The following is a 22,351-nucleotide window of genomic DNA, read 5'->3' on the forward strand; positions in this document are numbered from 1 at the left end:
CGCTGATAGACGGCAATGGCTCACCGCTGCAGCGGTTATTAAAAAACAGCTGCGGCATCTCAAAGCAGAGGAGTTCTGTGATGTACACCAGCAATTTAAACAATTTAATCTTAAATAGCGACAGTTATAAAACCTCCCATTGGGTGCAATATCCAAGCGGTAGCGAGTATCTATCAAGCTATATCGAAGCGCGTAAAGGTGACTACGATGTGGTGTTTTTTGGCTTGCAAGCCTTTATCAAAGAATACTTAAGCACGCCGATTACCCATCAAGATATCGATGAAGCCGAAACGGTGATTCAAGCCCATGGCTTGACCTTTAACCGTGCTGGCTGGGAGCTGTTAGTCGATAAGCATGGCGGCTATCTGCCACTGCGCATCGAGGCCATTCCTGAAGGCAGCGTCGTTCCAGCATCCAATGTGGTCTGTCAAATTATCAATACTGACCCTGAGTTCTATTGGCTACCAAGCTATGTCGAAACGGCATTACTGCGAGCGATTTGGTATCCCTCAACCGTCGCTAGCGTCTCGCACTATTGCAAAGGCATCATTCGTCAGGCACTAGAAAAATCTGCCGACAATACTGAGTCGCTGATTTTCCGCTTGCATGATTTTGGTTCGCGCGGTGCTTCTAGTCAAGAATCTGTCGCCCTTGGTAGCCTTGCGCATTTGGTGAATTTTGCTGGAACCGATTCAATGACGGCCTTGGTTGCCGCCAGCCGCTGGTATCACATGGACAAAGAGATGGCAGCCTTTTCTATCCCTGCTGCTGAGCATAGCACTATGACCGCGTGGGGACGCGACGGAGAAACCGCCGCCTTTGCCAATATGATTGAACAGTTTGGCGGTGCTGGTAAAAGTTTTTCTGTGGTATCTGACAGCTATGATTTATGGAATGCCATTGATAATATTTGGGGCGGTAGCCTAAAAGACGACGTCAAAAATATGGGCGGAACTTTGGTTATCCGTCCAGATAGCGGCGATCCGGCAAAAGTGGTGCGCGAAGCCTTAGAACGCTTGGCGGTAAAATTCGGTACGACGATTAATAGTAAAGGTTATAAAGTGCTGCCCGACTATGTACGCATTATCCAAGGCGACGGTATCAGCCCGCAAAGCTTGGGCAAAATCATTGATGTGGTTTTAAACGCAGGTTTTAGTGCCGACAACATCACCTTTGGCATGGGCGGCGGCTTATTGCAGCAAGTCAATCGCGATACCATGAGCTGGGCGATGAAAGCCAGCGCCATCTTTATCGATGGCGTATGGAAAGATATCTATAAAGACCCTGTAACCAGTCGCTCAAAACGCTCAAAAAGAGGCCGTTTGGCACTCATAAAAAATAGCAAAGGCAACATAGATACCATTAAAGCGGATAATTTAACGTCAGCTGCAGATAACCTACTACGCGATGTATATATCGATGGTAAATTACTTATTGAAGACAACCTCACTACGATTCGGGAGCGTACAGGATGGTAGCTACTAAAAAAATGCAAAATAAAATAACCGCTGCTGCCAAGGACGTGCTGCTTGCTCCTGTTTACCTTTATCAAGGGCACAAAATCAAGCGTGATACTGTACGCCTACCTGAGCCAAATGGCGAGCGTCATGGACAGGTTCAGCTCAATAACTCGCCTATTACCTCAAAGGGTAAAAGCAACAATATATTGAACCTGATGGTCGTTGGTGATTCGGCAGCGGCTGGCGTCGGTAGTCAGACCCAACAAGAGGCGCTGATCGGTCATTTGATACCTATTTTGACTGAGCAGGCTGCTATCCAAAGCGCTTTTGATACCTTAAACTGGTCGTTACAAGCGACCACGGGTTATACCAGCTTTGATATTTTGCGCAGGCTTTATGTGTTGCCTGCACCGAGCCAACCTATTGATGTGATGGTATTAAGTGTCGGCGTTAATGATACTACCTCCAAAGTCTCTGCGGCTCAATGGCAACAGCAGGTTGAAAATATCATTGCTATCGCCCAGCGTAAATTCGGCGTACGCGAGCTGGTTTTTTTAAGCTTACCGCCGATGGCTCAAATGCCTGCGATACCTGCGCCATTGAATAACTTCGTTGGTGCCAAAGCCGCTATCCTTGATAATAGCTTGCAGCAAATTTGTGCCGCTCATGACAATGTCACTTACATGGCAACGAACTTTGCACGCATGATAGAAGAACACTCTAACGGCACGCCGATCGATATCAGAGTGATGTTTGCCAGCGACGGCTTTCATCCAAGCAGTTTGATGTATGGTTATTGGGCGCAGCAAGTGGCAGAATTGATTGTGAAGTTGCTAGATTCGTCGACTACTAAGTTAAGTAGCTGAGTAGTGCAAATACTGAACATTAAAATTTAGATAAAAAAACCGCTGAATAATCAGCGGTTTTTTTATGGCTTAGCAAAAGACTGCTTCGCGACATATATTTATACCATAAGTATAAATTATTCAGCAGAATCAGCAGCTTTCTTGCTACGGCCACCAAACGCACCAAAGCGTTTGTTGAAGCTTGCAACACGGCCTTCAGTAGACGTTTTGCGTTGTTCGCCAGTATAGAATGGATGCGACGCACTTGAAATATCAAGTGGGTAGTATGGGTATTCTTTACCTTCGTATTCACGAGTGGCTTTGGTATTAACGGTTGAGCGAGTTAAGAAAAACACGTCAGCGTTGGTGTCATGGAACAAAACTTCTTGGTAATTAGGATGGATATCTTTACGCATAATAAACTCTCTATGTCCGATGTATGGTAAGCATTTCGATTAATAGCCTCTTTAGCTATTAAGCACGCTCACATACGTAACTGAGGCACTAAGGACATCTGTCAGTCTGGCAATTACGTCACTGGCTTATTCCAGCACCCAACACCACACCGCTGCTCACTTAGCCTTTCCCCAGCGGGAAAATCAAACCGCGATTTTAACGGTTTTTGCTACTCGATGCAAGCCGCTTATGTGATAAAACCATGCCATGAACTCGACTTAACGCCATTATGCTGAGTCGAAAAACCACATAAATAATCATAAAAAAGCAGCCACGCTAGCTGCCTTTTTTATGGAAAACTTACTTTTGGAAAAATGGAAAGTTATTTGGTTTTTACGATATGCCAAACGCCAAGTTTGTTGTCGCCATCTTTATCGCCAACCTTGGTATCATTGGCATAAAAGTATAACGGCTTACCATTCATCGCCCATTGATATTTGCCATCTTCACGTTTAAAGGCGGCAAACTGCCCTGAGGCTTTAGCATTACTTGGTGCCAAAAACGCTGGCCAAGCAACCAGACAAGCTGAGCCACATTCTGATTTATTCATAGAATCTTTATCAAAGGTATATAAGGTCATATGATTGGTTGCATCGACCAACATACCGTTTTTACTGGCAACTGGAGCGGTATTTTTAGTGGTCGCTTGCACCTCATGCATGCCAGAATCATCCTTGCCCAGCATATTGTTAAACGTAGAACAGCCGCTAAGCGCTAATGCACCAGAAATGACAGATAACATAAGTATATGTTTCATAATAACGTCCTTGTTAATAGTGGTTTTTTAAATTGCTTCTTTTATATGGTTTCTTGTGGTCTGCAATCCTATACCTTAAAGCAAAAAACGGCTTAAAGCTGACCATAAGTATTTTTACTATAGCACAGACATAAAATCAGTTATTTCTCGCATCATATAAATTTACAAAAGCACATAAAGTTTACAAATTAAATAAAGTTTGCTCTTCAATTTTTTAAAAATGCTTTTACAAAGCTGTGTTTTAGTCGCTCCTTGTTTGCCGTCCTTTGACAAAACTTATGCATCTACTTACGTTTTTGCCATGCTAATTTGAGTAATTTTTTCGTAGAATAAGACACCTATATTAAGAATTACTACACAATGGGAAACATGACTATGGCGGTTTAAAATGACTGTTGAACTTAGGGTTCGCTGTACGCATATCGGTAGCCTTGCATCAAAAAAACACGCATTAGAAAAACACGTTATTTAACATATAAGCACGGCGAATATAAAAAACTTAAGAAAAGAAACCTAGCAACGAATTATTTCACAAAGACGCCGAGCCATTCCTACTAACTGAATATAGGAATGCGACTAAGGATATAACAACGACAATGACTCATTCTGTTATGAACAATCAAGCGCCTGCTAGCAAACGGGTTGGTATTCTCGGTGGTGGTACAGCGGGGGCAACTATCGCGATTCGCCTTGCGGCATTAGGCCTTGAGACGTATTTATTTGAAAAAAATACCTCGCTGATTGATGGGCCGCCGATGTGTCATTTGCATGCGGGCGGCAATCTATATCGTGAAATACCTGATGAAGATTGCGTTGCCCTGCTCAAACAATGCATCGATATTCTGCGCCTTTATCCTTATACCATTGATGTACGCCCGACGGTATTTGCGGTGCCAACACGCGATGAAGGTTTGCCTGAGGATTTATTGCCACGCTTAGACATCTTAACCGACGCTTATCGAGAGCTTATCGCCGAAGATGCTAATAATAAAGTACTCGGCGAACCTGAAAACTACTATCAGCTCTACAGCCATGAGCAACTGATTGCCTTATCTGAGCGCGAGCAAGTCGCGGTGCCGCGCACGGTTGATGAATGGATGATACCAGTTGCTAAGTATTTGGATTTAAACAAGGTTAAATTTCCGCTAATTGTCGTACAAGAATATGGCTGGAATATCTTCCGTTTGGCAGCGTCTGCACAATTGGCATTAGAAGGCTATGAGCACGCGCATGTCTTTACCGATACGCAGGTGAAACAAGTGATGCCAGTCGATTGTGAAAACTGCTCAAATGCTGACCATCATGTGACCAAATGGCGTATTGATTATCAGCAAGCAGCGAGCTCTGATACTGAAGCCAAAACCGATTCTATCGAAGTTGATTATTTAATCAACGCTTGTGGTTTTCGTACCGGCATCATCGATGATATGGTCGGTGTCAAAGTCACGCGTATGGTCGAGTTTAAATCGTCTTATATCACTCATTGGGGCGATACTGGCGGTCAAATACCAGAAATTATCGTTTACGGTGAGCGCGGCACACCGGAAGGCATGGCGCAGCTAACGCCCTACCCTGATGGTTATTTTCAGATACATGGCATGAGTAAATTTATTACCCTATTTGATGATGGTTTGGTTGCTTCTAACAAAAATAGCGCCCAACCGAAATTACCGTCGCAATATTTGCACTATATCGAAGACGGCTGGGATAAAGCGCCGCTTCAAGCGCGCAGCCAGCAAGCGATTGATTACGTGGCTGAATTCGTCCCGACCTTTCATAGCGCGCGAACAGTTGGCAATGCGCTCTATGGCGGGCAGCAAATACCTGGGCAAGACGATACGCTGCGCGTTGCCGATGTGAGCTTATACTCTAATATTCGCTATGCGCGGGCAGAAAACGTCAAAGCCTCATCGACGCTGATTGCTGCCGATCAAATCGTTGATGAATTGACGACGCTTGGTTTGGTTGATTTTGAGACACCAGAAAACCATCAGCGTTATGCGCATGAATGGGCGTATTTAGCGCAAAATGATAGCGTGGCGATTGATAAAATTGCGCGTTATTTAGCGCAAGAACGCGGCTTTCCAATGGCAATGGCGGGCGTAAATCATGGTATTTGTGAAACGAGTTAAAATGATTTAAATGTTAATAAAGTCAAAGCAAAAAAGAGAGCAAGGCTTAATGTTAGCCTTGCTCTCTTTTTTATTTAAAGTTATTGATAAAGATAACCGCTGCTAGTTTCCCGCCATTTTCTCAGTATCAACGGCGTCATCTATTTTTACGACGGTCTTTAGCATGTCAATCGCTTCGCCAATGGTATTACAAACGACCAAACGCTCAAGGTCTTGTTGCTTCATAAAGCCTTGCTCAGCGGTGTATTGTAAATGTTCAATCATACAGTCATAAAAACCATTGATATTAAGAATAATCATCGGTTTTTCATGCTGATATAGCTGACGCCAGGTGGCAATTTCCATAATTTCCTCTAGCGTCCCAAGCCCGCCCGGCAACGTAATAAAGGCATCGGCGTACTCTGCCATCACCGTTTTACGGGTATGCATGGTATCGGTCAAATGCAGGCGCGTCAGCTGCTCATGAGCAATTTCATGCTTGAGCATAAAGGTTGGAATCACGCCGACCGCTTGTGCGCCACCTCGGATGACCTCATCAGCGACTGCGCCCATCAGCCCGATGCTCGCTCCGCCATAGACCAAACCCATGCCATTATCAGCAAGCGCACTGCCAAGCTCACGCGCCGCCTGCTCATAAACGTCATTATTGCCCAAACGTGAGCCACAATAAACCGCTACCAGTGGCATGGTGAGCGCTGATTTATCCACGGCTTTTTCAATATTGGTAATGTCTTGACTGGTAATGACTTCATAAATGTCATTGTTAATTTTCATTTGCATAGAGTTTCCTTAATTTTATATACATTGTTCTTATTAAATACTTAACTATTAAAACATGATTAGTTATAGATGTTGTTTTTTTGATGTAGGTTAATTGCTCAAAATATACAACGTCGAGCTTGCTCATAGAACTTAGAAGTCATTTTTGCCTGCCTTCCTCACTAAGATTTATTTTACCATAAGCAGTGTTACTGCAAAGTCATCATGCGGTGATCACCTAGCTAAGCTATAAAGTAAGCAACCAATCACGGCTTAATGACTGCACGCTTAATATTGATTATTAAACGTTGTACGCCTAGCAAGCGTTTTTATTTACCCAAAGTCTTTACTTATAAGAAAACTCTTACTCATAAAAATGACAAAAATACATGAAGGTTAAACCATGGAAAATCCGCACAATCAAACAGATATTTATGCCCTAAGCATCATGACTGAGCGCAATCGAGCATTGGCAGCGACCGTTTATCGCCCTAGAGACGAAGTAAAAGCCGCAGTCATGATCGCGCCGGCTACTGGTATCAAACGCCAGTTTTATCATAATTTTGCCACTTATTTAGCAGCAAGCGGCTTTGGGGTCATAACCTTTGATAATGAAGGTATCGGTGAATCGCTATCGTCTGATTTGACGAAATGTGATGCTTCTTTAATCAGTTGGGGTCGTCATGACATGCCAGCCGTCCTTGATGCCTTACAAGACGAATTTGCCGATGCCACTTATCATTTGATTGGACATAGCGCCGGCGGTCAGCTGATAGGTTTGATGCCAAATTATAAGGCGCTTACTTCAGTATTTAATGTTGCTTGTTCATCAGGGCAAATCAAAAATATGGACATGCCCTACAAGCTCAAAGCGATGGGTTTTATGGACGTCTTTATTCCGCTCACCAACTTAACGCTAGGCTATACGCCAGCGGATAAAATCGGCATGGGCGAGCCACTACCACGCGGCGTCGCTCGTCAATGGCGCGAGTGGTGCAATGGCGCAGGCTATATTAAAACCGCGTTTGGCAAAAGTATTCACACCCATTTTTACGATGAGATTGATATGCCTGCGTTGTGGCTCGGCTTTAGCGATGATGAGATTGCCAATAGCAACAATATGGACGATATGATTCGCGTATTTAGCAAAATGCCAGTCGAAAAACGCTATTTTGACCCCGAAGAATTTGGCTTAAATGGTATCGGTCATATGCGCTATTTTAGTAGCAAAACCAATGCTAAAGCCCCGCAGCTTTGGCAAATGGCAATCGATTGGCTAGCCAAGCAGTAATAAGCTTTGTTTAGTGCAGCTATTCAAGCGCATGCCATTCAAGCGCAACTGTATTTAGTCTTGCGTGATTTTTGCTGCTTGTTCTGCTTGCACACGCTTGGTCAACGCAGAATACAGCGACGGCTGCATATTATGAATGTTGCCTAGCATCCATTTTACGTAGCTAATTGGCACGTCTTTAATCAACGTACCCTTATGTTTGCCAAAGGGCATTTTGCTCAGTGGATTGGCTTTATTGGCGATAGCGTGCGCTGCTGCAAAATCTGTCGGCGCAATCTCTAGGCGCTCGCAGCAGGCCTGATATAGCAGATAACACATGCGCGCATCGCCCAGCGCATCATGAGCAGCAATCGTTATTTTACCTGCCTCGCCTTTACCTAATAATTGCTCGATACATTTCGACTGCCCATAGGCGCTCCATTCTGGAAAGGCCACGCGCGCCAGCCGCACCGTACATATCAGCTTAGTAGTCGGACTACCAATCACCCGCCAATCAAAGCGCACATTATGGCCAATCAAATACTGCGGCAACTCAAACGCATCCAACTCAAAGCGCTCAAGACCGGCGACATCATCATCGGTAATACCATGAATTCTAATGACCACGGGTGATATCGGGCGCCCACTATTAAAGTATTTCATCCACTCAAATCCTGTCGCCACATTAATAGTCGCCACTTGAATCGGACGCGGATCACGACCTTGGTCGGTTTCGGTATCGATAATCAGCGCAGTGTCGGTCATAAAGATTTGGCCATCATTATTTGAAAATAGGTAGCAATATCAGTTTTCTATATATACCTAAAAAATAGGTGATTTTTAAAAACTACGTTATATTTATGGGGATAAAAACTAAAGATAACAATGGCATACAAAGAATAGCGGTGATAGCTCTTATACTGTCTATAAGCGTTAATTTAAAAAAGAGATATCAATGTTAGCAGATGGCAGTAATCCGCAGCCAAGCCCAAGTAAAGTGCCAAATCTTTTACGCCGTGTACTAAGTGTTCTCATCAAGGCGGCGGTGTTACTGATGCTGTTATTTGTCTTTGACAAGCTCTTACCGAGTATCAGCAAGCAAACTCAGTCGTTTGTACTGGCAAAATGGCAACAGCTTAGTTTATTACAACAAGAATTACCGACAGAAAATAGCTTACCTAGCCCACTGCCCGAACGACACTTAACGGATACATGGGGCGCGGCGCGTAGCCAAGGTCGCTCTCACGAAGGCATCGATATATTTGCCAAACGAGGTACGCCGATACAAGCAACGACGCAAGGTATCGTCAGCAAAGTTGGCGAAAACAGCTTAGGCGGGCGCGTGGTGGTCATCATTGGCCCGGGCGGCGCCGGACATTATTATGCCCATTTAGAGGATTATGCCGATATCAGCCCGAACGACTGGGTCAATGCCGGCGATATCATCGGTTACGTCGGCGACAGCGGAAATGCCAAAGGCACGCCGCCGCACGTCCATTATGGGATTTATATCAATGGCAGCGCGGTCAACCCTTATCCACTTTTGCAAAAGCCTGATAGCTAACGTTTGAATTTTTGGCCTTTAAAACCTGACTCTTTTAAAAATAAGACCTTAAACTTCCAATATAAAATTTAACGGCCCATCGTTGACACTCGACACTTGCATATCAGCGCCAAACTCACCAGTTGCTACATGGGGATGTTGGGTTTTGGCATAATTCACCAGTTGCTCAAATAACGCTTGCGCAGCATCGGGTGCCATCGCGCCGCCAAAGTCAGGACGGCGACCCTTATCGGTTTTTGCCATTAAGGTAAATTGTGACACCAATAATAAACCACCGCCTACCTGCTGGACATTTTTATCCAATTTACCAAACTTAGCAGGATCATCGTCATTCTCAAAAATGCGATAAGTGAGGATTTTATCAATCATACGCTGCGCACTTTGCAAGTTATCCTCATGACCCAAGCCAATATAAGCCAAGATTCCATGCTCAATCGCACCAACGCAGTGCGCATCGACAGTGACGCTGGCGCGCTGCACCCTTTGTATCAGTGCTCTCATTTACAGCCTTCCTTATTTATAAATCGCTTACAGTTTATGGTCATACAATCATACCCTGACCATGATAAAATACCGCCATTAACTTGCCTATTAATAATTACATCGAACCCTGTTTTGGTAACCTCATTATGAATTTATTTGCCACCCTTCAACAATTTGTACCGCAGCAGCAGCTGAGTAAATTCGCTGGACGTCTGGCCGCCAGCCGCCACCCTTATGTCAAACGTGCGTTTATCCGCAGCTTTGCCAAAGCTTACAATGTCAGCTTAGATGAATACGAGCGCCAAAGTTTCAATGCTTATGAAAGCTTTAATGACTTTTTTACCCGTGAGCTAAAAGACGACGCGCGTCTCATCGATAGCCGCGCAAATGGAATTGTTAGTCCTGCCGATGGCGTTATCTCGCAATTAGGGCAAATCCGCGACCATAAATTACTGCAAGCCAAAGGTCGTCATTATGACATCGGTCAACTACTCGCTGATAGCGAAGATGGCAGTTATTTTGCTGATGGTAGCTTTGCCACCGTATATCTCGCGCCGAGTAACTATCACCGCGTGCACATGCCATTTGCTGGTACCTTGACCAAGACCCGTTATATACCGGGTACCCTATTTTCTGTCAATAATGTCACGGCGGCAAACGTGCCGGATTTATTTGCTCGTAATGAGCGTTTGGTCTGTTTATTTGACACAGAGTACGGCAAAGCGGCGGTGGTCATGGTTGGAGCGATGATTGTCGCTGGTATCGAAACCGTCGCGACGGGTAAAATCAGCCGCACTGAGGATATCCAAGAAATGGTTCACAATATGAGCTTTGCCAAAGGCGATGAGCTTGGACGCTTTTATTTAGGCTCAACGGCGATTGTGGTTCTACCAAAAGGCGCAAAAGCCGATTGGCAAGACAGCTTACAAGCCAACAGTATGGTAAAAATGGGACAGCTATTAGGTGTTGCGAATAAATAGCAGTTGTATAAAGGCTCTAAAACCTCTACGTATAAGCCTATTTAAGCCACTCAGCTTAGCTAGGTTTTTTATTAGACGTATTCAATCTAGTACCGAAAGTGCTTGTGAATAGGATACGCAAATAAGATGTTTTCTTCTTGCGTTCCGCGTCCGATATTATGAATAATCAACGGCGAGCCATCAGCGGCGACTTTATTAGAAACGATGCCCATATGCGGTAAATTGCCGTTCGGCAGCCGCCACGTCACTATATCACCGGCTTGAAAGCTAGATTTATCAGTGATAGATAATGTTTGACCATGACGGCTAAAAAACACCTCAAGATTCGGCACACGGCGGTGATCGATATTTTTATCGGTTGATTTTAGTCCCCACGTCTTTGGATAGGCCGACCAATTGGACTTCATATCTTGATTGACCAACTGCTGTAAATCGATATTTTGCAGACGGTATGCCCGTACGACAACATCGGTACAAACGCCGGTTTCTATCGGTACATCGCCACGCGGAAAATCCAGCTGACGATAGGTAGGGTCATAGCTAGTGGTCACACCTATCTGTTTTTTGGCATCATAGGCCAATTTATCGCCCTTACCAACAGACTCGGTCGCCTGCGCCAATTGCGCCAAACTTAGTACGCCAAGAAAAACCAGTGATTTCGCGAATGTTTTATAAGTACCAGCTATTTTCATGTGACCGTCTCTTTGCGTGATTGTCCCTAATATAAAGGCTCTAGTGCAGGAAGATAATGAGTAATTTGTAAACAGCTGACAGGCAAAAAAACTTTTAACCACTTATCTATCAATCAGCCAGCCTTGCTCGGTCGCATACTCAACCTGTTCCAATAGCCATTGATGAATACTCGGAAAGCTGTCTTTAATAAACCTTATGACGCCAGTCACTTGCGAGCGTGTCACCTCATGATCACTCCATGTTTTCCCGCCCGTATTTAAATTTAACAAAAATGGCAAAATTCGATCAATCACTCTCAGCAGCTCAGCCTCTTTGCTCCTGCCAGTTTCTTGCGCTTCCCAAATCTCACTTAAGTTTTTGATACCATTGCCGCGCTCAGCTCGTAATCGAGCGATGCCCTCGCGCTCTCCAGCGTGAGCATCAGCTCTACTATTGGCAAATAAAAATGTATCACCGGCATCAACTTCACCCAAGTCATGTATTAATGCCATCTTCAGCAATTTTTCATGATTAACATCAATCTCAAACTGTTCAGCAATTGACCAACAAGCCATCGCCAAATGCCAAGAGTGCTCGGCAGAATTCTCCAACCGATTTGTTTTCGTCACATAACTGCGCCGATTGACGCGTTTTAGCGCATCCAACTCTAATAAAAAATGCGTTACATCGTCAATATCAATATTTGCAGCAGTCGCAGGGTCGGTCAACGGTGTATGGTTGACACCATTAGAATAGGGTAACGTCATGATTCTCTCTAAATAACTGATAAATTTGAGCGCTGTCTTTTCATGCAAAGGCAGATATTATAGTAAATATTTAAGCACTGCGGCATTGATAGCCGTTATAAAAACCGTAAACAACTTGCTTCAATATAATTTTTCGATAAAAAAATAGCGCCGATAGTATTGAGCGCTATTTTATTTTTGAGAGTTATTAAGAAACTATTTTTAATAATTAAATTTGCTTAAGCATGATGCTTAATTAGGCTACTTAATCAAATTACTAATGGTTTTAAACGCTGGGTCTTTACTGCTGCGGCATAATTCAAACAGAATGGATTCTACCGTGCTAATGACCCCACCAGCGCGGCGAATACGGCGAATCGCTTGCTTTTTATCATAAGGAAAGCGTGAGCCGACCGCATCACCAATAATCACGGGCTGCATACCATTATCGAGTAAATCAAGCGCTGTTTGCATCACGCAAACATGCGCCTCTACCCCAAACAATAAAACGATACTACGATTTTGCTGGGCTAAATAATGCCACGAATCATCGTTATCGCAGGCGCTAAACGTCACTTTCTCAAAGCTTTTGGCATTGTCACCTTCTAATACATCGCGTATTTCAGGCAAGGTATCGCCAAGTCCCTTTTTATACTGCTCATTGAGCATGATAGGAATATCGAGCGCTTGCAAACCCTTAATCAGAGTGACGGTTTTTTTGACAATATTTTCGTGGTCATAGATATGTGGCGTCAAGCGTTCTTGAATATCGATAATCATCGCTTGGGTATTTTCGCGGGCGATACGATAAGTGCGATCGGTAATCATGGTAGACATAGTACACTCCTTGTACGACTGACCTTATTATTAAAGGCTATGTTAGATTTATCATGGGTGTTTTCGTTATTGTTCTTATTCTTATTTAGTCATAGTTTGCTAAGCGGGTCAATGAAGATAAATCTTATTAACAATTATGAACAGGATATTATAAAACCAGTTTTTAATTGACCAACACAAAAACCCCTAGTCTTCATGACTAGGGGTTTTTGTTAAAGATATAAAACTAAAAAGATTTATTAAAACGCTTAAACACGCTCAATTACAGTCGCGATACCTTGACCTAGACCGATACACATAGTGGCAAGACCGATTTCAGTATCCATTTGCTCCATAGCGTTTAGCAAAGTAACTGTGATACGAGCACCAGAACAACCGAGTGGATGACCTAGGGCAATTGCACCACCATTGACGTTGATGATGTCTTGCTTGTCGGTCAAGTTCAAGGCTTTAAGTACCGATAGTGCTTGAGCTGCAAACGCTTCGTTAAGCTCGATGGTTTGCATATCATCGATGCTCATGCCAGCGCGTTTTAGAGCTTTTTGGGTCGCAGGAACTGGGCCATAACCCATGATAGCCGCATCACAACCAGCAACTGCCATGCTGCGAATACGCGCACGTGGTTTTAGACCCAAATCTTTGGCTTTTTGCGCGCTCATGACCAGCATCGCTGACGCACCGTCAGATAGTGCAGATGAGGTCGCAGCAGTGACCGTACCGCCTTTTGGATCAAAGGCTGGACGTAGCTTTTGCATTTGCTCCATCGTCGCATCTGGGCGAATCACTTCGTCAACAGTACATAGTTGTAAACGACCGGCGGCATCATGACCTTCGATACCGATGATTTCATTGTCAAAACGACCTTCTGTGGTGGCAGCCCATGCACGGCGATGCGACTCAAGACCAAAGGCGTCTTGCTCTTCACGAGTGACGTTATTCATACGGCCCAGCATTTCAGCGGTCAAGCCCATCATGTTTGACGCTTTTGCATAGTGCTTTGAAGCTTCAGGGTTTAAGTCAACGCCATGCATCATACCAACGTGACCCATATGCTCAACACCACCGATGATGAAAACCTCACCTTGGTTGGTCATAATTTGCGCGGCAGCTGTATGAAGCGCCTGCATAGATGAGCCGCATAGACGGTTCACCGTTTGGCCGCCCGCAGTCTTTGGAATATCAGCTAGCAAGCCGATATTACGACCGATGTTTAAACCTTGCTCTAAAGTCTGGTTCACACAGCCCCAGATGATGTCTTCAACATCACGTGGGTCAAAGTCGTTACGCTCAACTAAGGCACGGACCAATTCAGCAGAAATGCTATCAGCGCGAACGTGGCGGAACATACCGTTTTTAGATTTACCCATTGCTGAGCGTACGCCATCTACGATGACCACGTCTTTTGGACTTAAAGTTGTCATACTATCTTCCTTTTCAATTTTTATTGTCAGTGGCAATACCTTAATGCTCGTCATATTTGATGTAAAAGATTATTGATAATAAATAAACCATCAACAACCTTATCAAGCATGGGTACAGCACTTCATCCTAGTAATGACCGACCATTACGCAGTGGCGTAAAAAGTCTCGCCTGCGGCTGCCATATCGCGAATCTTTTGCGGCGCTTCATAGGCTTTACCAAGGTGCGCATATTTTTCGCATAGCGCCAAATAGTTATCTAGACCCATTTGGTCGATATAACGGCAAGGGCCACCGCGGAACGGCGGGAAACCAACGCCCATAATCATCGCCATATCGGCTTCAGATGGTGTGCTGACGATATTGTCTTCTAAGCAACGTACGGTTTCATTACAGAACGCCAGCATAGTGCGGTCGATGATGGTTTGATCATCAAAGGTTTGCTTATTGCTATCCGTTGTGGTTTTTAGTAGCTCATAAGTCGCTTCATCCGCCACTTTCTTTGGCTTACCGCGTTTGTCAGTCTCATACTTATAGAAACCAACGCCGTTTTTCTGACCTAAACGATTGTTTTCATATAAATGCTCAATCGCGCCTTTATAATCAGGCTTCATGCGGTCAGGGAAACCTTCTGCCATCACTTCTGCGCCGTGTACGCCCGTATCTAAACCAACCACGTCGATTAGATAAGCAGGACCCATTGGCCAGCCGAATTTTTCCATAACTTTATCGACATGAGCAAAATCCGCACCTTGCTTAAGCAGCAAGTCAAAAGCACCAAAGTATGGAAACAACACACGGTTGACCAAGAAACCTGGGCAGTCATTGACGACAACCGGCACTTTGCCCATTTTAGACGCTAGCGCAACTGTAGTTGCAATCGCTTCTTCTGATGATTTTTCACCGCGGATAACTTCGACGAGTGGCATACGATGTACTGGGTTAAAGAAATGCATACCGACGAAGTTTTCTGGACGCTCAAGTGCTTCTGCTAAATAAGTAATAGAAATCGTCGAGGTGTTTGACGCTAGGATACAATCGTCTTTAACCAAACCTTCAACTTCTTTAAGTACCGCACGCTTAACGTTTGGATTTTCTACGACTGCTTCGATAACGATATCAGTCTCTGCAAAATCACCATAGTTCAAAGTTGGACGGATACGGCTTAAGGTTTCACCCATTTTCGCTGGGGTCATCTTTTTGCGTTCGACCATTTTACCAAGTAGCTTGCTAGCTTCGCCCATACCAAGGTCTAATTGCTCAGACTTGATATCTTTCATGATGATTGGCAAGCCTTTGCTCGCTGCCTGATACGCGATACCGCCGCCCATGATACCGGCGCCTAGTACGGCTGCTTCAGTAATTTCATGTGCTTTTTTGCTGTGCTGCTTGGCAAGTTTTTTGACCAATTGATCGTTTAAGAACAGACCGACCAAACTTTCTGCTTGTGGGGTTTTCGCCGCTTTGGCAAAACCAGCCGCTTCGACTTCGATTGCTTTATCACGTGGCAAATTGACGTGTTTTTCAATGGTTTCGATAGCGATTGCTGGCGCTGGGTACTGCTTAGGATTGGCTTTGGCAAAGATCATACCTTTGGCACTGTTAAACGCCATCGCTTGCTCAAGCTGGTTTAGCTTTACAGGATTCAGCTTCTCTTCACGCTTCGCTTGCCAATCAAGCTCACCTGAGATACATTTTTTGACTAGGTCAATGGCGGCATCTTGCAAGTCATCGGCAGGAACAGTCGCATCGACTAGGCCTAATTTTAGCGCATCAAGTGGTTTTTTTGGCGTACCAGTGGCGATCAATTCAAGCGCATTGTCGATACCAATCACACGCGTACTACGCACCGTACCACCAAAACCTGGGAAGATACCGAGCTGGGTTTCTGGTAGACCGATAATGGCTTTGTCGCTCATGACACGGTATTCACAAACCAAGGTCATCTCACAACCACCGCCAAGCGCTGCGCCATTGATGGCCGCTACTTTTGGAAATGGCAGGTCTTCAAAGCGGTTGAAAGCGTCATTGATATTAACGACCCAATCTTTGATTTCGTTTTCTGGATTCTTAAATGAACCGACGAATTCTGTTATGTCCGCCCCAGCGATAAACACGCCTTTGCTTGAGGTGACGATTAAGCCTTTCACGTCATCCGCTTTTTCTAGCGCTGTCACAACTTCAGCAAATTGCTTATTGGTTTCAGCATCAAACTTGTTCACGCTCTCATTTTCGGCGTTGTATTGCATGTTGGCGATGCCATCCTCTAGCATTGTCACCGTAATGCGATTTCCTTGGTATACCATTTGAAACTCCTTGCTATATAACGAAAGCTACGTTTTAAAATTAAAAGCTTTAAAATTAAAGGTCATAGTCAGTTATTGTTAGTAAAACGAGTAATAACACTGCCAACATACTGCTTTAAAAGTCAGTATATGAGCAGTGCAGATGTCTTTATTATCCAGCGCTCATGTTTGTATCCATTTTTTGCAACGCTATCAGGCAATAGCAAATATGAATACGGCGCTTCATTTATATACGTTTGTTACCGGTACTGATGTTATAAACACTGACTGAACATTGAGATGATGAGTCACTTAAATCAGGTAAAAAACCTATGCGCTAAGTGTCAGACCATTTTCACGCCAATTAGTGTAGGGGATTATGCCCCCGACTGTCACAAGCTAATACCATACTCGCAAGTCACTCTTAAGTCGACACCAACCCTTTACCTTGCGGCCAAGGTGCTTTAGGTGTCCGCCTGTATACTGAGATTTAAGATAGGAATTAGCCTCTATTATCAAAACACATCTAACCGCCAAGTTAAATCAATAATAGGTAACAAGGGTTTGTTGCATTATTACGCCTATTCAACGGACTTTTTTACACCAGTTTTTAACATTAAACCGCCAAAAATATGTCATTGATAATACTCGCAGCATAAGGAATATAATCTATCATGCTACACTAGCGCTATTTTTATTATTCACCTGATTAATGGTTGGATTATGACTGTTTCCCCTGCTTCTACTTCTATGCCAAGCCCTATGTCTTCAACAACGGCTTCAAACACTGTTTCAACAACGGTGCCTTTTGCGAGCTTTAATAATAATACTGAGCAATTTCATAGCGCCGTGCGCGCGCAACTGGCGCAAGATATCGAGATGCTATTTGCTTACGCTGAGCTGCCAAGTCCGCTGCTTGATGCCTGCCGTTATGTGATGACCGGTCAGGGTAAATTGGTACGGCCGTTATTGGTCGCCAGCGCCTTTGATAGTGTCAATCGAAGCAATGCGAATGACGACGTTAATAGGGCTGATGAATATGTCGATAAAAGCACTGATAAAGAAGCTAAGCAAATTCAGCAAAATAGCGATTTAGAATCACTACTAGAAAACGACTCCGATTACGATATGGCGCGCCGTGCAGCATTGGCGGTAGAGCTGTTGCATACCTATTCACTGGTGCATGATGACTTGCCCTGTATGGACGATGATGAGCTGCGCCGTGGTCAGCCAACTGCCCATATCGTCTTTGCAGAATCGACCGCCCTACTCGCCGGTGACGTGCTACAAACACTTGCTTTTGAAGTACTAACCGCAGAGCTGCCAACTTTTGCGCCGTATGACTCTGCTATCGCAAGCCAGCTGATCGCGATATTCGCGCCGCGTGCCAGACGCATGGTTGCTGGGCAAATGCTCGACCTCAATGCCGAAGCCAGCACTGATATCACGCAAAGTGATTTAGAAGCCATCCACCGTGACAAAACAGGTGCGTTGATTGAAGCGGCGATGCTCATGGGCGGCATCTGTGCAGGTGCGACGGCGCCGCAGCGTATTGCTTTGCAAGATTGCGCCCAGCATATTGGTCTGGCTTTTCAAGTCCAAGACGATATCTTAGATGTGACCACCAGCACCGATACCCTCGGCAAACCTGCGGGCAGCGATGAAAAGTTAGACAAATCTACCTATGTGAAACTGATGGGCGTTGAGCAAGCGACCCACTATGCGCAATCGCTATTTAATGACGGCCGCGCAGCGCTTAATCGTGAATTAAATAGTCGTGAGTTAAGCGCTAATAAGGACACCAACGCCTTATTGGCACTCATTGAATGGCTATGGTCACGTAAAAAATAAGCTCAGCAATAAACATTAAAAACGTTAAAGGGTGGTCAACATGGAAAGTACCCTTACTCAGCGTATCTACCTCGGCACGGGCGGCTATAGCGATACCGATCTGCTTGGTACGCTGTACCCAACTGGCACCAAAAAAACCGACTTCTTACGCGAATACGCCAAGCAATACGGCGCGGTCGAGATTAATAGCACTTTTTACGCACCCATCGGACAAAAAGCCTTTGCTGGTATGGTTGATAAAGCCTACGTGCAAGCAGACAGTGAATTGAAATTTGCCGTCAAGCTGCATCAAGACTTTACTCATGCACGCAAGGGCACAAGCGAGCATGCGCAAGCATTTCTTACTGCTCTAACGCCACTTATCGAAGCCAATGCTCTCGCGCCATTACTACTACAATTCCCACATGGGTTTGATCGTACTCGCGAGCATCGGCTCTATCTTGCCAATCTGGTCAGTTGGTTCAAAGACTATCCGTTAGCCGTTGAGTTTCGCCATAATGGCTGGCACACGCCGCAAGTGGTCGATAGCTTTATCGAGCAAGGTCTAATTTGGTGTAGCGTCGATTACCCTAAGGTTAGCGGATTACCGCCGTCACGGCTGATATTCACTCAGCGCACAGGCTATCTGCGTATGCATGGTAATAATCTAAACTGGTGGGATGCGATGAGCGCCGCTGACCGTCACGATTATCGCTATAGTCAGGCTGAAATGCAGGACTGGGCGCAGGCGATTGCCAATCAGCGCCAGCATTTTGATACGCTCTATATTTTCTTTCAAAACACCGTCAATGCGCATGCTTATTATAATATTGCGATGTTACGTGAGGCGTTGGGTAAATTTGGGTTTGAGGTGTTGTGATTTCATAACTTGCTAATTACAGATTTTTATATGCTTGTTTTGAGGAAAATTAGAGTAGAAAGTAACAATATTGCAAACCAGCAAGGAAATTATAAATTTTTATATTAATTAACAAGGGCCTTGAATAATGACAATTAAAGAAGTTAAAAGTTATTGTCGTAGGTGTGGACAATACACGAATCATAATATAATCGCAGAGAAAAAAGAGTCTTTTAGAGATGATTATGCATATGATCAAACATATCAAATTATCGAATGCTTGGGATGTAACACCAAGTCTTTTCGAGACGTAATTGATGAAGTTGAACATGCTTTTCAGGTTGCTGAAGACGAATGGGAAGTTCCAATTTCAATAACTGTTTATCCTAGATTCATAAGAAATCACCGGTCTTTAGATGGTGAATATCATCTCCCTTTTATGGTTGGGCAGATATATAAGGAAGTTATTCTAGCATTTCAGGAAGAAGCTCTTATCCTTGCAGGATTGGGACTTAGAGGTACAGTTGAAGCTGTCTGTAACGATCTGAAGATTACTGGTCGAGACCTTGAAGTTAGAATATCTAAATTAGCAACAGCAGGTTATATTTCTCGTAAAGATGCTGAAAGGTTGCATGGAATAAGATTTATGGGTAATGACGCTGCGCATAAAATAAAAAAACCTAATACAATTCAACTATCAGTTGCTTTGAAAATAGTTGAGCACATGCTTTCAAGCGTTTATATTCTCGAAGAACAAACACAGGGTAATATTGATACTCTTATAACAGAGTTCACACAATTCGAGAAAATATTGAACAAAAAATTAGAGCAATTTAATTCAGGTGATGAAGTGCCGATTATGAGTATATTTGGTGGAGATGTTCGACGAATAAAAAACTCGCTACCTGATTTGGAAGCGGAACTGATAAAACATATTAATGCTGGCACCATTACAAACCTTAAGAAAGGAAAGATAGATAAATACGAACATTCTAAGCATGATCTTCAGCATTTTATATTACAATGAATAATCTACTAAAAGCAGTTTGAAGAAATATCAACGTCATTAAACCAAAAAAAAGGACGCCTCTCAGCATCCTTTTTTATTAATCAAATACTAAGTGGTTAAAGATTACTCTTCAACACCAGCATCTTGACCTTTATATTTAGCGTTTGCGTAGTCCCAGTTCACTAGCTTGTCTAGGAACGTGTCCACATAGTCAGGACGACGGTTACGATAATCGATGTAGTACGCATGTTCCCACACGTCACAAGTCAATACCGCTACTTGGTCATGTGCAAGTGGCGTATCAGCGTTAGCTGTTTTGGCGATAGACAATTTGCCACCGACTTTATCAGCCACTAGCCATGCCCAACCAGAACCAAACTGTGAAGTAGCTGCGTTTTTGAACTCTTCGCGGAACTTGTCATAGCTACCAAAATCTTCTTCGATTTTCGCTTTCAAATCACCAGTAGGTTCGCCGCCACCATTATCAGGCGTCATGCAGTTCCAATAGAACGTATGGTTCCATACTTGCGCTGCTTGGTTAAACATTGTCTGTTTGCTGTCATCTTTCGCAGTCGCTACGATGATTTCTGGCAATGTTTTGTCTTCTAGACCAGAACCCGGTAGCAATTCATTTAGCTTGTTTACATAAGCGGCATGGTGCTTGTCATGATGGTATTCTAGCGTCTCAGCACTGATATGTGGCTCGAGCGCGTCTTTTGCATAAGGTAGATCTGGTAAAGTAATATTTGACATAGTTATTTTATCCTTGCTGGTTTAGCCATTAGTATTAGGTATAGCTTAAATCAACGCTATAAATTATCGGACTAAATTGGCTTAGTTTATTGTTAGTGAAAGTCATTACTCAATATGCTAAACATATTGCGGTAAACCTAAAAGGCTTGCATGCTAAAATTATCTCAAGCGCGCATCACTTATTCATTAATAAACTTATAAATATATAATGGGCAAAAACCATGATAAATATTTATAAGAATTATTAATTAAAAGTTCACAAGCTATAAGATATAATTCACTGTAGCTTGTCGCCTATTATAGCAAGAGTGGTGACAAATATCAGTTACCAAATGTTATGAATCAACGATTCGTTATGCTAATTGGTAATTTAGCTCATGCTAGCCTAGAATATAGCAGTATTAGCGAATCAATGACGGACAAAAAATATGACGCAAGCCAGCAGCGCAAACCTTACTCCACAAGAGCATTTAACGCAAACGACCCTCGCCAATCAATGGGTGCTTGCCAGTAATAATAAAGGCAAACTTGCTGAGTTTAAACGATTATTTGCAGCGGCAGATTTGGCTGTGACGATTGTGCCGCAAGGTCAGCTTGATATCGCTGATGCCATCGAAGACGGTTTAAGCTTCGTTGAGAACGCTATTATCAAAGCGCGACATGCCAGCCGAGCAAGTGGACTGCCTGCGATTGCGGATGATTCAGGACTTTGTGTGCCAGTATTGGGCAATGCGCCCGGTATCTACTCTGCCCGCTATGCCGGCGAGCATGGCAATGACGCCAAAAACAACGCCAAGCTTATCGCTGACTTGCAGCCTATTCGTGCAGCCAAGCCAGACACCTTCATTAAAGGCGTGTTTGTTTGCGTATTGGCCATGGTGCGTCATGCCGATGATCCGCTACCGATTATCGCCCAAGGTTTATGGCACGGCGAGATTTTAGACGCGCCGCATGGTGATGGTGGTTTTGGTTACGATCCGCTATTTTGGTTGCCAGAATTACAAGCGACGGCGGCATGTCTTAGCGCTGAGGACAAAAACAGCATCAGTCATCGTGGTCAAGCCATTGAGCAGTTATTGGCGCAATTGCCGCTATAAGCGTATTTTTTAATAAGTAGACTATTACAATGATAGCTAAACCTATAAATTCTCGACGAGGCGATTAAACAGATAATTTTTACTTTGATAAACAGATAGATTATACTGTTCTACTTTTAAAATTTTGTTGAAAGCCGT

Annotated in this window: 21 protein-coding genes; 10 read left to right on the forward strand and 11 right to left on the reverse strand. The window is 43.9% G+C overall.

Annotated elements, in window-relative coordinates; translation table 11 throughout:
• Positions 1–80: 80 nt before the first annotated feature.
• Complete coding sequence (locus ACPEGP_RS07625) at positions 81–1,478, forward strand: nicotinate phosphoribosyltransferase (RefSeq protein WP_423813062.1); 1,398 nt, start codon at positions 81–83, stop codon at positions 1,476–1,478.
• Positions 1,472–2,326 carry an SGNH/GDSL hydrolase family protein gene (locus ACPEGP_RS07630; protein WP_423813063.1) on the forward strand — a complete coding sequence of 285 codons (855 nt, stop codon included), beginning with the start codon at positions 1,472–1,474 and terminating at the stop codon, positions 2,324–2,326. Before ACPEGP_RS07625 ends, ACPEGP_RS07630 begins: the two co-directional genes overlap by 7 nt.
• 116 nt (positions 2,327–2,442) lie before the next feature.
• On the opposite strand, the gene ACPEGP_RS07635 is transcribed toward ACPEGP_RS07630, so the two are convergent.
• Both ACPEGP_RS07635 and ACPEGP_RS07640 read right to left on the reverse strand, forming a co-directional pair.
• Positions 2,443–2,721: a type B 50S ribosomal protein L31 gene (locus ACPEGP_RS07635; protein ID WP_068405148.1), complete on the reverse strand. Its 279-nt coding sequence runs from the start codon at positions 2,719–2,721 to the stop codon at positions 2,443–2,445.
• Between the two features lie 362 nt (positions 2,722–3,083).
• The gene (locus tag ACPEGP_RS07640; RefSeq protein WP_068405150.1) at positions 3,084–3,518 is read right to left on the reverse strand and encodes a COG4315 family predicted lipoprotein; all 435 of its coding nucleotides are present in this window, start codon (positions 3,516–3,518) and stop codon (positions 3,084–3,086) included.
• A 596-nt stretch (positions 3,519–4,114) separates the two neighbouring features.
• On the opposite strand from ACPEGP_RS07640, the gene ACPEGP_RS07645 reads away from it, so the two are divergent.
• The gene (locus ACPEGP_RS07645; protein ID WP_423813064.1) at positions 4,115–5,650 is read left to right on the forward strand and encodes an FAD-dependent oxidoreductase; all 1,536 of its coding nucleotides are present in this window, start codon (positions 4,115–4,117) and stop codon (positions 5,648–5,650) included.
• A 102-nt stretch (positions 5,651–5,752) separates the two neighbouring features.
• On the opposite strand, the gene ACPEGP_RS07650 is transcribed toward ACPEGP_RS07645, so the two are convergent.
• On the reverse strand, positions 5,753–6,430 hold the full coding sequence (locus tag ACPEGP_RS07650; protein WP_423813065.1) for a TIGR00730 family Rossman fold protein: 678 nt from the start codon (positions 6,428–6,430) through the stop codon (positions 5,753–5,755).
• A gap of 382 nt (positions 6,431–6,812) precedes the next feature.
• Between ACPEGP_RS07650 and ACPEGP_RS07655 the strand changes: the two genes are divergently transcribed.
• Positions 6,813–7,700 carry an alpha/beta fold hydrolase gene (locus ACPEGP_RS07655; RefSeq protein WP_423813066.1) on the forward strand — a complete coding sequence of 296 codons (888 nt, stop codon included), beginning with the start codon at positions 6,813–6,815 and terminating at the stop codon, positions 7,698–7,700.
• A 54-nt stretch (positions 7,701–7,754) separates the two neighbouring features.
• Here the strand turns inward: ACPEGP_RS07655 and ACPEGP_RS07660 are convergent, their stop codons facing one another.
• Positions 7,755–8,444, reverse strand: coding sequence for a putative quorum-sensing-regulated virulence factor (locus tag ACPEGP_RS07660; RefSeq protein WP_423813067.1), 690 nt, complete (start codon positions 8,442–8,444; stop codon positions 7,755–7,757).
• A 190-nt stretch (positions 8,445–8,634) separates the two neighbouring features.
• Between ACPEGP_RS07660 and ACPEGP_RS07665 the strand changes: the two genes are divergently transcribed.
• Positions 8,635–9,243 carry a M23 family metallopeptidase gene (locus ACPEGP_RS07665; protein WP_423813068.1) on the forward strand — a complete coding sequence of 203 codons (609 nt, stop codon included), beginning with the start codon at positions 8,635–8,637 and terminating at the stop codon, positions 9,241–9,243.
• Positions 9,244–9,291: 48 nt separating this feature from the next.
• On the opposite strand, the gene dtd is transcribed toward ACPEGP_RS07665, so the two are convergent.
• The gene (dtd, locus tag ACPEGP_RS07670; RefSeq protein WP_423813069.1) at positions 9,292–9,744 is read right to left on the reverse strand and encodes a D-aminoacyl-tRNA deacylase; all 453 of its coding nucleotides are present in this window, start codon (positions 9,742–9,744) and stop codon (positions 9,292–9,294) included.
• A gap of 128 nt (positions 9,745–9,872) precedes the next feature.
• On the opposite strand from dtd, the gene asd reads away from it, so the two are divergent.
• Positions 9,873–10,706 carry an archaetidylserine decarboxylase gene (gene asd, locus ACPEGP_RS07675; protein WP_423813070.1) on the forward strand — a complete coding sequence of 278 codons (834 nt, stop codon included), beginning with the start codon at positions 9,873–9,875 and terminating at the stop codon, positions 10,704–10,706.
• Positions 10,707–10,792: 86 nt separating this feature from the next.
• Here the strand turns inward: asd and ACPEGP_RS07680 are convergent, their stop codons facing one another.
• From ACPEGP_RS07680 to fadB, 5 genes are all read right to left on the reverse strand, one after another.
• Positions 10,793–11,398, reverse strand: coding sequence for a DUF1287 domain-containing protein (locus tag ACPEGP_RS07680; RefSeq protein WP_423813071.1), 606 nt, complete (start codon positions 11,396–11,398; stop codon positions 10,793–10,795).
• A 102-nt stretch (positions 11,399–11,500) separates the two neighbouring features.
• On the reverse strand, positions 11,501–12,145 hold the full coding sequence (locus tag ACPEGP_RS07685) for an HD domain-containing protein (RefSeq protein ID WP_191691968.1): 645 nt from the start codon (positions 12,143–12,145) through the stop codon (positions 11,501–11,503).
• A 240-nt stretch (positions 12,146–12,385) separates the two neighbouring features.
• Positions 12,386–12,961 (reverse strand): isochorismatase family protein, encoded by a 576-nt coding sequence (locus ACPEGP_RS07690; RefSeq protein WP_191691966.1) that lies wholly within the window; start codon positions 12,959–12,961, stop codon positions 12,386–12,388.
• A gap of 248 nt (positions 12,962–13,209) precedes the next feature.
• On the reverse strand, positions 13,210–14,382 hold the full coding sequence (gene fadA, locus ACPEGP_RS07695; protein WP_191691964.1) for an acetyl-CoA C-acyltransferase FadA: 1,173 nt from the start codon (positions 14,380–14,382) through the stop codon (positions 13,210–13,212).
• Between the two features lie 144 nt (positions 14,383–14,526).
• Positions 14,527–16,686 (reverse strand): fatty acid oxidation complex subunit alpha FadB, encoded by a 2,160-nt coding sequence (fadB, locus tag ACPEGP_RS07700; RefSeq protein ID WP_288727825.1) that lies wholly within the window; start codon positions 16,684–16,686, stop codon positions 14,527–14,529.
• A gap of 702 nt (positions 16,687–17,388) precedes the next feature.
• On the opposite strand from fadB, the gene ACPEGP_RS07705 reads away from it, so the two are divergent.
• From ACPEGP_RS07705 to ACPEGP_RS07715, 3 genes are all read left to right on the forward strand, one after another.
• The gene (locus ACPEGP_RS07705; protein WP_373429169.1) at positions 17,389–18,516 is read left to right on the forward strand and encodes a polyprenyl synthetase family protein; all 1,128 of its coding nucleotides are present in this window, start codon (positions 17,389–17,391) and stop codon (positions 18,514–18,516) included.
• Between the two features lie 40 nt (positions 18,517–18,556).
• A complete protein-coding gene (locus tag ACPEGP_RS07710) occupies positions 18,557–19,375 on the forward strand; it encodes a DUF72 domain-containing protein (RefSeq protein WP_423813072.1) in 819 nt (272 codons plus the stop codon).
• A gap of 127 nt (positions 19,376–19,502) precedes the next feature.
• Positions 19,503–20,381, forward strand: a complete 879-nt coding sequence (locus ACPEGP_RS07715) for a DUF4145 domain-containing protein (RefSeq protein WP_423813073.1) — start codon at positions 19,503–19,505, stop codon at positions 20,379–20,381.
• Positions 20,382–20,486: 105 nt separating this feature from the next.
• On the opposite strand, the gene ACPEGP_RS07720 is transcribed toward ACPEGP_RS07715, so the two are convergent.
• The gene (locus ACPEGP_RS07720; protein WP_423813074.1) at positions 20,487–21,116 is read right to left on the reverse strand and encodes a superoxide dismutase; all 630 of its coding nucleotides are present in this window, start codon (positions 21,114–21,116) and stop codon (positions 20,487–20,489) included.
• Positions 21,117–21,544: 428 nt separating this feature from the next.
• On the opposite strand from ACPEGP_RS07720, the gene rdgB reads away from it, so the two are divergent.
• Positions 21,545–22,213 (forward strand): RdgB/HAM1 family non-canonical purine NTP pyrophosphatase, encoded by a 669-nt coding sequence (rdgB, locus tag ACPEGP_RS07725; protein WP_423813075.1) that lies wholly within the window; start codon positions 21,545–21,547, stop codon positions 22,211–22,213.
• The last annotated feature ends 138 nt before the right edge of the window (positions 22,214–22,351 follow it).

Origin of the sequence: Psychrobacter sp. 219-2-C (assembly GCF_049560815.1) — a bacterium.
In the GTDB taxonomy this organism is placed as follows: Bacteria; Pseudomonadota; Gammaproteobacteria; order Pseudomonadales; family Moraxellaceae; genus Psychrobacter; species Psychrobacter faecalis.